The sequence below is a fragment of the Microbacterium sp. NPDC055988 genome, assembly GCF_042269505.1.
GTDB lineage: Bacteria > Actinomycetota > Actinomycetes > Actinomycetales > Microbacteriaceae > Microbacterium.
The window spans coordinates 2,566,678-2,580,850 of record NZ_JBHJXY010000001.1 but is presented as its reverse complement, the minus strand read 5'-3'; the positions used below and the strand labels follow the sequence as shown (position 1 = coordinate 2,580,850).

The window sequence follows — 14,173 nt, the reverse complement described above, 5'->3', positions numbered from 1 at the left end:
CACGTGGACTGGCCCTCCTCTGCGCTGGAGCTACTTCTTCTTCTTACCCTGGGCGCGACGCTGCTCACGGTTGCCGGCCGGAGCCTCGGCATCCGTGCGCTGGCCGAAGGCGCCTCGCGGTGCTTCTTCCGGCTCGGCCTGCGGGGCCTGAGCGCGAGCCGCCGCCTGACGGACACGATCGGTCGCCGCCTGCTGGACCTGACCACGATCGTTGCGGACCTCGACCTCGCCCGCGTCGTTCGCCGCGGAGTACTCGAGACGCTGCTCTCCCCCGTCCGTGGCGAGACCCTTGGCCTCGACCTCGGCGGTCTGAGAGTCGCCGGCACGCCGCACCTCGACCTCGAGGTTGTAGAGGTATCCGACGGATTCCTCCTTGATCTGGCCCATCATCGACTGGAACATCGCGTAGCCCTCGCGCTGGTACTCGATGAGTGGATCGCGCTGAGCCATCGCGCGCAGCCCGATGCCGTCCTTGAGGTAGTCCATCTCGTAGAGGTGGTCGCGCCAGCGGCGGTCGAGCACCTGGAGCACCACGCGACGCTCCAGTTCACGCGTGGCCGCCTCGCCGAGCGCCTCCTCGCGCGCCTCGTACGCGATCTTCGCGTCGGAGAGCAGCTCGCGGGTGAGTCCGTCTGCCGTGATGCCGCCCTTGCGCCCCGCTGCTTCCGAGACGACCTCGTCGATCGTCACGCCCACCGGGTAGAGCGTCTTGAGCTCGGTCCAGAGCGCGTCGAAGTCCCAGCTCTCGTTGTGGCCCTCGCCGGTGTGGTCGCGGACCACGCCGCTGATCGCATCCTCGATGAAGTGCTGGACGCGGTCGGCGATGTCATCGCCCTGCAGGATGTGTCGACGGTCGGCGTAGATGGCCTCGCGCTGACGGTTCAGGACGTCGTCGTACTTGAGGACGTTCTTGCGCATCTCGGCGTTGCGCGACTCGACCTGGGACTGGGCGCTGCGGATCGCGCGGGATACGAGTCCCGACTCGATCGGAACATCGTCCGGGAAGTTCGTGCGGGCGAGGATCGCCTCGGCGGCACCCGACTGGAACAGACGCATCAGGTCGTCGGTGAGGCTCAGGTAGAAGCGACTCTCGCCGGGATCGCCCTGACGCCCGGAACGACCGCGGAGCTGGTTGTCGATGCGACGCGACTCGTGACGTTCGGTCCCCAGAACGTAGAGACCCCCGGCCTCGATGACCTTCTCGGCTTCCTCTGCGACGACAGCCTTCATCGCCTCGTAGGTCTCATCCCACGCGACCTCGTACTCCTCGGGCGTCTCGACGGGGTCGAGCCCCTTGCCCTTGAGCTCCTGGACCGCGAGGAACTCGGCGTTTCCGCCGAGCATGATGTCAGTGCCTCGACCGGCCATGTTCGTGGCGACGGTGACGGCCCCCAGGCGGCCGGCGCGGGCGACGATCTCGGCCTCACGCGCGTGGTTCTTCGCGTTGAGGACCTCGTGCTTGACGCCCTTCTTCGCGAGCAGGCGCGACAGGTACTCGCTCTTCTCGACGCTCACGGTTCCGACCAGCACCGGCTGCCCGGCGGCATGGCGTTCAGCGATGTCCTCGACGACCTGCTCGAACTTCGCCGTCTCGTTCTTGTAGACGAGGTCCGACTGGTCCTTGCGGATCATCGGCCGGTTCGTCGGGATCGGGATGACACCGAGCTTGTAGGTCGACATGAACTCCGCGGCCTCGGTCTCGGCCGTACCCGTCATGCCGGCGAGCTTGTCGTAGAGACGGAAGTAGTTCTGCAGCGTGACCGTCGCGAGAGTCTGGTTCTCGGCCTTGACCGGCACACCCTCCTTGGCCTCGATCGCCTGGTGGATGCCCTCGTTGTAGCGACGACCGACCAGGATTCGGCCCGTGTGCTCGTCGACGATCATGACCTCGTCGTTCATGACGACGTAGTCGGTGTCCTTCTTGAACAGGGCGAGCGCCTTGATCGAGTTGTTGAGGAAGGAGATGAGCGGAGTGTTGGCCGACTCGTACAGGTTGTCGATTCCGAGGTAGTCCTCGACCTTCTCGATACCGGGCTCGAGCACGCCGACGGTGCGCTTCTTCTCGTCGACCTCGTAATCCACGCCGACCTCGAGGGTGCGGGCGATCTTCGCGAACTCGGCGAACCAGCGGTTGGCCTCCCCCGAGGAGGGGCCCGAGATGATGAGCGGGGTGCGTGCCTCGTCGATGAGGATCGAGTCGACCTCGTCGACGATCGCGAAGAAGTGCTCGCGCTGGACGAGGTCTTCCTTGCGCCAGGCCATGTTGTCGCGCAGGTAGTCGAAGCCGAACTCGTTGTTCGTGCCGTAGGTGATGTCGGCCCCATACTGCTCACGGCGCACCGCAGGGGTCTGACCGGAGACGATGATGCCGGTGGTCATGCCGAGTGCGCGGAACACGCGTCCCATCAACTCGGCCTGGTAGCTCGCGAGGAAGTCGTTGACCGTGATCACGTGCACGCCCTTGCCGGCGATCGCGTTCAGGTACGCGGGCAGGGTCGCGACGAGGGTCTTGCCTTCACCGGTCTTCATCTCGGCGATGTTGCCGAGGTGAAGGGCGGCGCCGCCCATGACCTGCACGTCGTAGGCACGCATGCCGAGGGTGCGCTTCGCAGCCTCCCGTACCGCGGCGAAGGCCTCGGGCATCAGCTGGTCGAGCGTCTCGCCCTTCTCGAAGCGCGCGCGCAGCTCGACGGTCTCGTTGCGCAGCTCGTCGTCGGTGAGCTTGGAGATGTCCTCTTCCAGCGCTCCCACTGCCTTGACGACCTGATTCAGACGGCGGATGACCCGCCCCTCGCCAGCGCGCAGCAGCTTCTCAAGAGGATTGGCCACGGATGTCATCTCCCTGTCAGTGGGTAAATCGCCGGCCATCGGTGAACCCGACGCCAGGCATACTTTGCCATGTTACCGGTCTGTGACCTGCACGTCGCCTGCACGGGACTCCCGCGGGAGGATTCGGGCAGTTACCGAGTATGCATATACTCGGTAACGCATTCGAGCGACAACCAGGGGGCACACACCATGTCGGTACGTCAGAGCCTGCTCGCGATCCTCGAGCAGGGCCCCTGTTACGGCTACCAACTGCGGCACGAATTCGACCGACGCACCGGCTCCACCTGGCCACTGAACGTCGGACAGATCTACAACACACTCGAGAGGCTCGAGCGTGACGCTCTCGTGGAGCGGGGCGACGCCGACGAGCACGGCCACGTGTACTGGCAGATCACTGATGCCGGTTCGGCCGCGGTCGCACAGTGGCTCTCCTCCCCCGTGGTGCGGACGCAGGCGACCCGGGATGAGCTCGCGATCAAGCTCGCGGTCGCGGCGACGATGCCCGGGGTCGACGTCGCGGCGGTCATCCAATCGCAGCGCACGGCCTCACTGCGTCAACTGCAGTCCCTGCAGCGGGCGAAGTACGCCGGCGGTGAGGCGGACGGTCCGGAGGAGCTCTCCTGGGCCCTGGTCGTCGATTCGATGATCTTCGCCGCTGAGGCCGAGGTGCGCTGGCTCGACCACGCGGAACAACGTCTCGGCTCGCACCCGCGACACGCGATGGCGCTCGAACTCGCGACCGAGCGACCCAAGCGCGGGCGGCCTGCGAAGGCCGGAACCGCACTCGCGGGTGCCGCACCCTCGCTGTGAGCGACGAGACGGTCCTACGCCTGGGAGCCGACTCGTCCCCCGACGTGCGGAGCTCATCCGGCGCGCGACGATCGCGTGACGTGCCCTGAGCGAACAGCGCCGCCCCGAAGCGGATGCTCAGCCACCGCCGGTGCCCAAGAAACTAGGATCGATCCATGGCTGGATTTTGGGGCAGACGCAAACGCGAACAGGAAGAGCTCGCCGCACAGGACGCCGATCTGGCGCGTCGCGCCGAGCAGGCACTGGTCGGCGCGGACGAGCGGATTCGCACGACGTCGGACGAGCTCTCCTTCGCCGAGGCCGAGCTCGGCGAGTCGCTGACCGCCGATCTGCGCAAGGCTCTCACCGCGGTGCGTACCCACCTGCGCGAGGCGTTCCAGCTGCACCAGCTGAACCATGATGAGATCCCTGACACGGCCGAGGAGCTGCGCACACGGAACGCGCGCATCCTGCAGCTGTGCGACTGGGCCCAGGATCTTCTCGACGAGAAGACCTCCGTCCTCGCGGAGTCCGTGGCCAAGGTGCGCCGCGCTCCCGAGATCATCGCGCAGGTCCGGGCGGAGGCCGCCGAGCTCAGCACACGCATCCCCCAGACCAACGAAGCCGTCGCACGCCTCTCGGCCCGCTACGCCGATTCCGCGATGCACCAGATCACCGCCAGCGCGGCCGAGGCCGAGCAACTCATCCGCTTCGCCACCCACAGCGCCGACATCTCCGAGCGCCGTCGTGCGGCCAAGCAGAACGAAGAGGCGAACGTCGCCCTCGAAACGGCCACCGAGGCCACGCGGCGCGCATCCGCGCTCCTCGATGCGGTCGAAGACTTCGAGATCGAGGCCCTCCGCGCGGAGTCCACCCTCGCCGAGGTCGTGGCCGACTCCCGCGGTGACCTCATCGCGGCGCGCAATGCCCCCGCGGCACCTGCCGTCGCCGAAGCCGTCGCCGCACTCCAGGCCGCGCTGGCCGCCCTCACGCCGTCGGGCCAGCCCAACGATCCGTTCGCCGAACTCTCCCAGTTGCGCGACGCCAACTCCGCGCTCGACGAAGCCATCGCCAAAGCCCGTCACCGCGCCGAGAACCCCCTCCCGAGCATCGCGCAGGTCCAGCATGCGATCGACGATGCCGACCGCCAGCTCGGCGTCGCGCGCGGCCTCATCGCCGGTCATCGCGGCTGGATCGGCGCCGACGCCCGCACGCGCCTCGCCGAGGCCGAGCGACTCCGCGTCGATGTCTCCGACCTCCTCCCGGCGGAGGACACGCGCGAAGCGGCCCTCGTGCAGGCACGACGCGTCGCGCATCTCGCCTCCGAGGCGCTCCAGCTCGCACAGCGCGACATCGACTCTTCCCGTCCTCGGGATCAGGACTGGGGCGGCGGTGGCGGTTGGGGAGGCGGACCGCGGCGCGGCGGTGGTGGCGGCGACATCGCATCCGGCATCCTCGGCGGCCTCGTGATCGGAAGCCTCCTCGACGGAATCTTCGACTGACGATCGACGCCCGCGGCACCACGACGCCAGAACGGCCCGGCCCCTTGAGGGACCGGGCCGTTCTGCAACTCTGTCAGGAGGCGAGAGCCTCAGAGGGCGGCGCCTGCGTGCTCAACGCGATCACACCGTAGTCCCAGCCCTTGCGCCGGTAGACGACGCTCGGGTGGTCGGTGCGGACGTCGACGAAGAGGAAGAAGTCGTGCCCGACCAATTCCATCCGATCGACCGCCTCTTCCACAGTCATCCACTCGGCGTCGAAGCTCTTCGTGCGGATGACGACGGGCGAGTAGGTCTCTTCCTCGGACTGCTGCACGGGGACGCTGCCCGTCGCGACGGCATGGAGCACGTCCACGGATGCCGGCTGGACGTCGATGCCCTCCAGCGACCCGCTGCCCTTCTCGAAGTGAGCGCCGCGCGGGTGCTGTCGGCCGTCGACACGCTTCTCCTTCGCACGACGAAGCTGCTCGGACATCTTGTCGATGGCGAGGTCGAGAGCCACGAACTTGTCACCGTCCGTCGCCTCCGCGCGGACGACGGGCCCCTTGCCGACCAGCGTCAGCTCGACTGTCTCGTCCGGGATACGGCCGTTGCGATACACGCGGTGGGTGACCTTGACATCCAGTCGTTGCGCCCGTGACGCGAACATCTGGACCTTGGCGATCTTCTCTTCGACAACGGTTCGGAAGCGATCGGTGATACCCACTCCGACGCCAACGATGCTTGTTTCCATTGCTGCCTCCTTGTCCCGGTCCTCCCGGCCAAGGGCGGACCGTGGTCGCCTTGTGTCACCCCACCGTAGTCCGACCGCCGACGGATGTCACGGGGTTGCGCCCCTGTGTCGGCGGTGCATCCTCGATGAGGTTCCTCAGAATCCCGATCGATGCGGCGTGGCGGCGAGCGCGACTGCTGCCACGATGCGGAAGCCGGCCGCTTCGAGCACGCGGGATGCTTCGTCGAGCGTCGCCCCGGTCGTGACCACGTCGTCGACGATCACGGCCTCGGCGCCCGCCCCCCGGCGCCGCGCACGCATCGTGCCACGGACGTTCTCCTCACGCTCACGCGCGCCCAGGCCACGCTGATCGATGCCGGTGGCCGCGACCGACAGCACGGGTCGCGGTTCGGCGCGCGCGCGACGGATCAGCAGCTCGGGCACTCGATAGCCGCGGCGGCGGAACGCCCTCCGCGTGGTGGGGACCGGAACGATCCAGGTCATCGGCGTCACGAGGGGGGAGAGCACCGTCGCGAGTGCCGCGGCGAGCGGACGGGCGAGAAAGGTATCGCCCTCGCCCTTGAGCCGACGGATGCAGCGGGCCGCTACTCCCCCGAACTCGAGAGCTGCGTGCACCGGCAGTCCTCCCGGGGTCACCGACGATCGCGGACGCGGCGTCAGGTCGCCGCGACACCGGGAACACAACAGCGTCCCGGGTTCATCGCACCCTGCGCATGTCGCCGCCAGCAGGAACGCCGCCAGCTCCGCGCCGACACCGGGAAGAAGGGAGGATCGCTGCATCTGACGATTCTGACGCCGTGCGCTCGACTCCACCGATGACGCCGCCGCTACCGCTGCTGCCACCGACAACGGGGACTACTGCCCCTGCCGTGCAGGAGGAGTCACTCCCCGACCCGAGTGGCGAGCACCGAGATGTCGGACGCGACCTCGCGCCATGCCGACCCCGCATGTGCGAACAACTGTCCGCCCGCGCCGAGGATGCGGACACCGGCAGCGGTCCGCGCACCTGCGGCCGAGACGGAATCTCCCGGAGCCGCCTCCGACGTGCCGGGGCCGCCCACCATCTGGGTGATGAGCCGGGGGCTCACCGGATCCACCAGCACACCGAGCCGATCCGGCCCCAACCACACCAGACCCGTTGCGGGCTCGTCGATCTGCACCAGCTGCTTGGCATCGCCGAGCTCGACCGGAAGTCCCGTCGAATCGCGGACGACCGCGGCCACGACGACCCAGCGCTGCTTGCCGACGGTGACCACCGCGGCCACCCGGCTGCCGTCGCCGGCGACGCGCAGGTCGGAGACCGCCGACGCCGTCGGCCACGCATTCCCGATCGCGTGCGCTGCGATATCGCTCCCCCACGCCTGAAGGGCCGCCGGGTCTCCTTCGGGGACGGTCCACGTGTACCCGTATGGATCGAGGGACGGCTCGATCAGTCCCGGCGGCGCGTCGAACTCGTTGCGGCTCCCGTCGCCGACCCGATACACCCGCCCGTCGCCGAGTTGGACGGCCGCGATCGAGTCGTCCAGAGCCACATCGATCGACGCGATGGGCTGAGGCATCGCAGCGATCTCGTCGCTAATTCCCGCGACCGGGGAGATCTCGTCCCCCACGATCCGACCGAACACGCCGTTCTGCAGCACGAGAGTGCCGATCTCCGCCGACGGCTCCACGACATCGACGACCCCGGCGTCGACGCTGCGGCCGTCGACGGTGAACTGCACCCTGGTGACGGCGACCCCCGCAGCCCGGAGAGTGGCCTGCAACTGCGTGCGCATCCGGGAGAGCGTCGTCTCGTCGAGCGCGGCCGCCGGGCGGGTGAGGGCGACATCGGCCACCTGCCCGGTGATGAGGACGGCGTCCTGGGCCAGCTGCACGTCGGCCGGGAAGGCGTTCTGCACGGCAGGGTCGAGCCAGTCGCTGGGAGCACCGCCGATCAGGGCCTGCGTCACCGTCGTCGCCGGACTCTGCCTCCGCGGGAACCAACGCATGTCGGGGACCAGGCGCGACCAGCTGAGATCGAAGTACTGCAGCGGGTAGCCCTCGAAGACGTTCTCGAATCGAGGCTCATCGATCACGATCCCGTCGAGCGCCTCCGTGATGCGCCACTCGCCGTCCTCCATGCGCTGGAGTGTGAACGGCATGGTGGACGCGCCGAGTGCTTCCGAGTACGTGTTCGCGTCGTCGACACTCGCGACCAGGTCGAGCAGGACCTGGACGTCGGCCGAGTCCGCGTTCTCGACCTCCGCCTGCGGAACGGTGGAGGTGATCGTGCGCGTGTCGGTGCCGACGTCGACGGACACCCCTGCCGCCGGCCGCCACGTGCGCTGCAGGTCGGGAGCGAGGAACTCCCGCGCCGTGGCCCAGTTGTCTGACGTCGTGATCCCCGCTTCGAGGAACCCCTCGACGATCTCCTCGGGTCCGGCACCCTTGATCGGCCCGGAGGCCACGGGAAGGAAGTCGACATCCTGCGTGGATTCGCCGAGTTCGAGCCCCACCGAGACCCCGCCGCTGGTCGGAAGTCCGGCGCAGGCCGTGAGCAGGAGCACCACGAGGGCCACCGCCCCACCGCGCAGCGTCCTCGTCCATCCGGTCTGATTCATGACCTGTCGCTCTCGTCGAAGAGTCCGGGGGGAGGGTCGGTGAGGGAGATCGGCTGCGTCGCGTCACCGAGTTCCGCGAGCGGCTCCTGCGGTTCGATCGGGATCGGGCTCGGTCCGTCCAGCACGCCGTCGTGACGAGGAATAGTGAGGACGAAGTTCGTGCCGACGCCCAGTTCCGACCATACGGCGAGCGTGCCGCCGTGCAGCGTGGCGTCACCGAGAGCGATGGACAGTCCCAGCCCGGTCCCTCCGATCGTCCGCTGACGAGAGGGATCGGCGCGCCAGAACCGGTCGAACACCCGCTCCGCGTCGTCCGGCTCCATTCCCAGGCCGAAGTCCCGGACACCCGCCGCCACCGCATGCTGGTTACTGTCGATGGTGATGACGACCGGGCGCCCCTCGCCGTGTTCGATGGCGTTGCCGATCAGGTTGCGCAGGACCCGCCGCACGCGGCGAGGGTCCATGTCGACGGGCGAGTATCCGCCGGGGGCGACCAGTCGCAGCTCCGTGCCGTGCCCGTCGGCGAGCGGTCGCATCTGATCGATGATGTCCTCCGCCAGATGCGCGAGGCTCGTCGCCTCCAGCTCGAGCTGCACCGACCCTGCGTCGTACCGGCTGATCTCCAGGAGGTCGGACAGCAGCGTCTCGAACCGCTGCACCTGTGTGTGCAGCAGTTCGGCGGTGCGCGCGGTGGTGGGATCGAACTCGTCGCGCTGGTCGTTGAGCATGTCCGCGGCGAGCCGGATGGTCGTGAGCGGAGTGCGAAGCTCGTGCGAGACATCCGAGACGAACCGCTGCTGCACCATCGACAGCTCGCCGAGCTCCTTGATCTGCGCCTCGATGCTGTCGGCCATCGCATTGAAGGATCGACCGAGCACGGCGAGCTCGTCTTCTCCGTGCACATCGATGCGCACTCCGAGTTCGCCCGCCGCGAGTCGCGCGCTCGTCTCGGCGGCCTGCACGATCGGGGACGACACCGCCCGCAGGACGATCCAGGAGATGGCCGCGACGATGGCCACCAGCCCGATCCCGGCGATCCACAGGGTTCGCTGCACGAACACGAGCGTCTGATCGGCATCGCCGAGGTCGTAGGCGAAGTAGATCTCGAACGGCCCAGCTTCTGGCACCTGCAGCTGCTGCCCCACGACGATCCCGGGGACGGCCGGGCCGTCCTCCACCGGAAGCGCCACCGACTGCCAGGCCTGGCGATCGTCGAGCTTGACCACGCGTGCGCGGAGATTCGGGCTCAGCAGGCTCTCGTTCAACCCCGCTTCGAAACCGTTCAGTCGCGCGGTGTCCGCGCCGGTGTCGATCTTGTAGCCGGCGAGCTGATCGGTGCTCGAGGTGCGGGCGAGCGTGTCCTGGATTCCGGCCCAGAGACTCGAGAGCGCCGCGGGGTCGTCTCCCACCTCGGCCACATCGAGGATGCGCTGGGCCTGGTCCACCGCGCGGCGGGCGTCTTCGAGAGCGACGGTCTTGCGCGAGATGAAGAGGTCGTTCTGGATCACGAGCGCCATCGTCACGCAGGTGATGAAGATCGCCAGCGAGGTCGCGAGCAACGTGATCGAGAGGGTACGGAACCGCAGCGATCGTCGCCACAGGGTGCCGAGCATCGTCGGCCAGCCGCGCCAGTCGCGCAGGACAGCGACCGTCGTCGTGGTCGCTGTCGTCGCGGCCATCGTGCTCCTAGCCGACGCTCCCGGCACGGTAGCCGACGCCACGCACCGTCATCACGATCTTCGGATTGTCCGGGTCGAGTTCGACCTTGGCGCGGAGGCGCTGCACGTGCACATTCACCAGGCGGGTGTCGGCCTTGTAGTGGTAGCCCCACACCTGCTCCAGGAGCATCTCGCGGGAGAACACCTGCTGCGGTTTGGAGGCGAGCGCGACCAGCAGCTGGAACTCCAGCGGCGTGAGCGCGATCGGCGCGGTACCACGACGCACCTCGTGGGCATCGACATCGACCGTGAGGTCGCCCACCCGCAGCTGCTCGCTGGTGGCCTGCGGTGTCGGACGCAGACGGGTGCGGATGCGCGCGACGAGCTCTTTCGGGTTGAAGGGCTTGACCATGTAGTCATCTGCGCCCACCTCGAGTCCGCGAACGACGTCTGCGGTGTCGCTGCGCGCCGTGAGCATGATGATCGGGACGCCCGATTCCGCACGTATGCGGGTGCAGATCTCGATCCCGTCCATGCCGGGCAGCATGAGGTCGAGCAGCACGAGATCGGGCCGCTGCGAGCGCCACTCGTCGACGGCACGCGCACCGTCCGCGCAGAACACCGGCTCGAATCCCTCGGTGCGCAGCACGATGCCGATCATCTCGGCGAGCGCTGTGTCATCGTCGACCACGAGAATGCGTGAGGTCATAACTGTTACCTTATGGCACCGAGTCCCGCCGACCCCAGGTCTGCGCACCACGTGTGCGGTGTGACACGATGGAGCCACCATGGAGGGAGTGCCTGTGAGTGGCCAGATGTGGACGCCCGCGCCGAAGAAGGGGGTCATCCCCCTCCATCCGCTGACGTTCGGGATGCTGCTGGGCCGGGCCTTCGCGGCCCTGCGACACAACCCGAAGGTACTGTTCGGCTTCGCCGTCGTGATTCAGCTCGTCGCGACCGTCGTCACGGCGTCCGTGATGGGAGTCGTCCTGTTCACGACCTTCTCCCGCCTGGAGACCGTCTCACCCTCCTCCCCCGACTTCGAGGCGGTGCTGGCCGGGACCATCGGGATCAACCTCATCGCCGGCCTCGGCGTCGGACTGGCGTCGACCGCCTTCACGGCGACGATGCAGGGCGTGGTCGCCGCGGAGATCGGCTACGCAGCCGTCGGGGTCAAGGCCACGCTGCGGATGCTCTGGCGCCGGATGGCACCGGCTTTCTGGCGTCTCGCCGGTTTCGCGTCGCTCTCGGTGATCGCCCTGTTCGGCATCCTCGCCATCGTCGTGAGCATCATCGCCGCCTTCGTCGCCGGTGGTGCGGGCGGAAGCGTCGAGCTCATCGGAGTCGTCGTCCTCGTCGTGGTCCTCCTCGCACTCGCCGCGATCCCCCTGTTCGTCTGGCTGACGACGAAGCTGCTGCTGGTGCCGTCGATCCTCGTCCTCGAGCACGCACGGTTCCGCGACGCCTTCGTGCGCTCCTGGCGACTCACCCGCGGCCGTTTCTGGGTCGCGTTCGGCGTGACCTTCCTCATCAGCGCCATCATGGGCATCGCGGCGCAGGTGGTGAGCATCCCGGCCACGCTGCTGAGCAGCCTGCTCGGCTCGGTCATCGCGCCGACGGGCGCCGAGGATCCGAGCGCCATCGTGGGCTTTGTCCTCGCCTTCCTCGCACCCCAGATCCTGCTCCTCGTCATCCAGGCGATCACTCTCGTGGTGCAGAGCACGGGGTCGGCACTCGTCTACCTCGACTGCCGGATGCGGTACGAGGGGCTGGACCAGACGCTCATCGCCTATGTCGAGCACCGTGATCTGGGCGGGACGGAAGATCAGCTCGGCGATCCGTTCATCGTCGATCCGGCGAGAGCCGTCACCTCCGCGCCTCCGCCCCGGCAGGTGCCGGACCACGTACTGATGACACAGGGCGCCTCCCCGCAGCCATACCCCGGACAGCCGTACCCCGGACAGCCGTATGCTCAGCAGCCGCAGCCGTACGGGCAGCAGCCCTACGCGCCACAGGCGTATGCACCGCAGCAGAGCAGCGCGCCGACGACGCCAGCGACCGCGCCGGTCACGAGCGCTCCCGGGGCGTTCCCGCCGCCTCCGCCACCTGCGGCAGCTGCTGCCGCATCGAACCCGACTCACGCACCCGGACCGGCTGACGGAGGCTGGGCTGCTCCCGGCAGCGACGACACGGCATGATCTCCCGGTTCGACGACCTGTTCATCCCCGACGGGGATGAGGCACGCCGATGGGCGGAGGACGAGCTCGCCAACCCGCGGTACGCGGATGCGAAACCGACGTGGTTCGATCTGGTCGCGCGGGACATCGGCCGCTTCCTCGCCGATCTGTTCAGCTCGGACAACGGCGCGAACATCGGACCGTCCGCTCTCATCATCGTGACGGTCATCATCGCCGCCGCTCTCATCGCAGCCCTCGTCATCTGGGGTCGGCCGCGCAGCTCGCGTGCCGTGCGACGTGCACGGGGCGACCTCCTCGGCGAGTCCGATGACCGCACGGCGGCACAGCTCCGAGCCGATGCCGAGCGCAGCGCCCGCGCGGCCGACTGGAGCACCGCGACGATCCTCCGCTATCGCGCGATCGCCCGCAGCCTCCTCGAACGCGATCTGATCGATCCCGCCCCCGGCGCCACCGCGCAGTCGATCGCGCGCGATGCCGGCGCCGTCTTCCCGGATGAGGCCTCAGCGCTGCGCCGCGCAGCCGTGGCGTTCGACGACGTCCGTTACCTCGGGCACCCGGCGACGGTGGAGACCTACCAGGACCTCGCGGCAACGGACGAACGTCTCCGCACCCGTCGCCTCGAGGCGGTGCCGGCATGACCGTGACCGAGCAGAGCGGGACTGCCGCGGCGACGGCCGAGCGTCGACCACGCAGAAGGAACACCGTCCTGGGCTGGGGCATCATCGTCGTCCTCGTCCTCGTCGCCGTGTTCGTCGCCGTGCGCGTCAGCGCCTCGCCACCGGCGGAACACGGAGCTCTCGACCCCGAAGGGCGTGATGACTCCGGTGCCCTCGCCCTCGCGGAGATCCTTCGCGACCAGGGCGTCGAGGTCGACGTCCGACGATCGCGGGTGGAGGCACGTGCCGCCGTCGGCGAGGGAGCCACGCTGGTCATGGCGAATCCGTACACGCTCACCGATGGCGCCGTGGAGACGCTGATGGAACCGGCCGACCGCGTGGTCTTCCTCTCGACGAGCTCGCACCTGCTGAACACGCTGCGCATCGGCGAGAACGCCCCGGGCACGCGCTCGGCCGTGGAGGCGGCGTGCGATGTCCCGGAGTTCGCGGAGGTTGGCACGATCCGCGCCGACCGTCTCTTCTCCCCCGCCGCTGAGGTCGAGGGGTGCTTCGGAGATGCCGACGGCGCCGCCGTGCTCGTCGATGACCGCGCCGGAGACCGCCGCGTCGTCGTGGAGGGTACCCGGCTCTTCAGCAACGCGTACCTGGCGGAGAACGGCAACGCCGCGCTCGCGCTGGCACTGCTCGGGCAGACCGAACGGGTCGTCTGGTACGTGCCGAGCCTCGGCGATTCCGACATCGAGGGCAAGTCGGTCGACACGTTGGGGAGCCTCACTCCCCCGTGGGTCACACCGGCGATCCTCCTGCTGCTGCTCGCCGGAGTCGCCGCGTCGATCTGGCGCGGTCAGCGTTTCGGGCCCCTCGTCGCCGAGACGTTGCCGGTGACGGTCCGCGCGTCCGAGACGATGCACGGCCGCGCACGTCTCACCGCCAGGGCCGCTGATGCCGCGCACGCTGCCGAGGCCCTTCGCGACGGCGCGCAGCGGCGCCTCGCCCGCCGACTCGGCCTGGCCGTGCATGCCGGCGCGGACGAGGTCGCCGACGCCGCGTCCGACAGGCTCCGGATCCCCCGGGGAACCCTGCAGACGCTGTTGTCGGGGCCTCTTCCCACAGACGACGCCACCCTGGTCGACCTCGCTCGACGTCTCGACGAGCTCGAGGCGGCCGTGGAGACCAGCACCCGTCGACCGACCATCCATCCCACAGAAGCCGAGGGAACCACGTGACCGTTGAGAACCACTCCACCGACG

11 protein-coding genes are annotated in these 14,173 nt (G+C 68.7%); 5 read left to right on the top strand and 6 right to left on the bottom strand.

Annotated elements, in window-relative coordinates; translation table 11 throughout:
• Positions 1-30: 30 nt before the first annotated feature.
• Positions 31-2,829: a preprotein translocase subunit SecA gene (gene secA, locus ACFC14_RS12300; protein WP_376104777.1), complete on the bottom strand. Its 2,799-nt coding sequence runs from the start codon at positions 2,827-2,829 to the stop codon at positions 31-33.
• Between the two features lie 189 nt (positions 2,830-3,018).
• Here secA and ACFC14_RS12295 point away from each other — a divergent pair, with 189 nt between their 5' ends.
• Together ACFC14_RS12295 and ACFC14_RS12290 are read left to right on the top strand one after the other, a co-directional pair.
• Positions 3,019-3,639 carry a PadR family transcriptional regulator gene (locus ACFC14_RS12295; protein ID WP_376104774.1) on the top strand — a complete coding sequence of 207 codons (621 nt, stop codon included), beginning with the start codon at positions 3,019-3,021 and terminating at the stop codon, positions 3,637-3,639.
• Between the two features lie 155 nt (positions 3,640-3,794).
• Positions 3,795-5,120: a hypothetical protein gene (locus ACFC14_RS12290; protein ID WP_376104771.1), complete on the top strand. Its 1,326-nt coding sequence runs from the start codon at positions 3,795-3,797 to the stop codon at positions 5,118-5,120.
• A 73-nt stretch (positions 5,121-5,193) separates the two neighbouring features.
• Here ACFC14_RS12290 and hpf read toward each other — a convergent pair whose 3' ends face one another.
• From hpf to mtrA, 5 genes are all read right to left on the bottom strand, one after another.
• Positions 5,194-5,850: a ribosome hibernation-promoting factor, HPF/YfiA family gene (gene hpf, locus ACFC14_RS12285; protein WP_376104769.1), complete on the bottom strand. Its 657-nt coding sequence runs from the start codon at positions 5,848-5,850 to the stop codon at positions 5,194-5,196.
• A 135-nt stretch (positions 5,851-5,985) separates the two neighbouring features.
• Complete coding sequence (locus ACFC14_RS12280; protein WP_376104766.1) at positions 5,986-6,465, bottom strand: ComF family protein; 480 nt, start codon at positions 6,463-6,465, stop codon at positions 5,986-5,988.
• A 266-nt stretch (positions 6,466-6,731) separates the two neighbouring features.
• Positions 6,732-8,450 (bottom strand): GerMN domain-containing protein, encoded by a 1,719-nt coding sequence (locus ACFC14_RS12275; RefSeq protein WP_376104764.1) that lies wholly within the window; start codon positions 8,448-8,450, stop codon positions 6,732-6,734.
• On the bottom strand, positions 8,447-10,129 hold the full coding sequence (gene mtrB, locus ACFC14_RS12270; RefSeq protein WP_376104761.1) for an MtrAB system histidine kinase MtrB: 1,683 nt from the start codon (positions 10,127-10,129) through the stop codon (positions 8,447-8,449). Before mtrB ends, ACFC14_RS12275 begins: the two co-directional genes overlap by 4 nt.
• Positions 10,130-10,136: 7 nt before the next feature.
• Positions 10,137-10,817: an MtrAB system response regulator MtrA gene (gene mtrA / locus ACFC14_RS12265; RefSeq protein WP_376104758.1), complete on the bottom strand. Its 681-nt coding sequence runs from the start codon at positions 10,815-10,817 to the stop codon at positions 10,137-10,139.
• Between the two features lie 79 nt (positions 10,818-10,896).
• Between mtrA and ACFC14_RS12260 the strand changes: the two genes are divergently transcribed.
• Genes ACFC14_RS12260 through ACFC14_RS12250 form a run of 3 tightly spaced genes read left to right on the top strand, consistent with a single transcriptional unit; the run spans position 10,897 to position 14,149 of the window.
• Positions 10,897-12,306, top strand: coding sequence for a hypothetical protein (locus ACFC14_RS12260; protein WP_376104755.1), 1,410 nt, complete (start codon positions 10,897-10,899; stop codon positions 12,304-12,306).
• On the top strand, positions 12,303-12,944 hold the full coding sequence (locus ACFC14_RS12255) for a DUF4129 domain-containing protein (RefSeq protein WP_376104752.1): 642 nt from the start codon (positions 12,303-12,305) through the stop codon (positions 12,942-12,944). Before ACFC14_RS12260 ends, ACFC14_RS12255 begins: the two co-directional genes overlap by 4 nt.
• Positions 12,941-14,149: a DUF4350 domain-containing protein gene (locus tag ACFC14_RS12250; RefSeq protein WP_376104749.1), complete on the top strand. Its 1,209-nt coding sequence runs from the start codon at positions 12,941-12,943 to the stop codon at positions 14,147-14,149. Before ACFC14_RS12255 ends, ACFC14_RS12250 begins: the two co-directional genes overlap by 4 nt.
• The last annotated feature ends 24 nt before the right edge of the window (positions 14,150-14,173 follow it).

Bases quoted from the DNA above. Each gene is read 5' to 3' on its own strand.
- mtrB (WP_376104761.1), bottom strand. From the start codon at position 10,129: ATGGCCGCGACGACAGCGACCACGACGACGGTCGCTGTCCTGCGCGAC.
- ACFC14_RS12250 (WP_376104749.1), top strand. From the start codon at position 12,941: ATGACCGTGACCGAGCAGAGCGGGACTGCCGCGGCGACGGCCGAGCGT.
- ACFC14_RS12295 (WP_376104774.1), top strand. From the start codon at position 3,019: ATGTCGGTACGTCAGAGCCTGCTCGCGATCCTCGAGCAGGGCCCCTGT.
- mtrA (WP_376104758.1), bottom strand. From the start codon at position 10,817: ATGACCTCACGCATTCTCGTGGTCGACGATGACACAGCGCTCGCCGAG.
- ACFC14_RS12255 (WP_376104752.1), top strand. From the start codon at position 12,303: ATGATCTCCCGGTTCGACGACCTGTTCATCCCCGACGGGGATGAGGCA.
- ACFC14_RS12260 (WP_376104755.1), top strand. From the start codon at position 10,897: ATGGAGGGAGTGCCTGTGAGTGGCCAGATGTGGACGCCCGCGCCGAAG.
- hpf (WP_376104769.1), bottom strand. From the start codon at position 5,850: ATGGAAACAAGCATCGTTGGCGTCGGAGTGGGTATCACCGATCGCTTC.
- ACFC14_RS12275 (WP_376104764.1), bottom strand. From the start codon at position 8,450: ATGAATCAGACCGGATGGACGAGGACGCTGCGCGGTGGGGCGGTGGCC.
- ACFC14_RS12290 (WP_376104771.1), top strand. From the start codon at position 3,795: ATGGCTGGATTTTGGGGCAGACGCAAACGCGAACAGGAAGAGCTCGCC.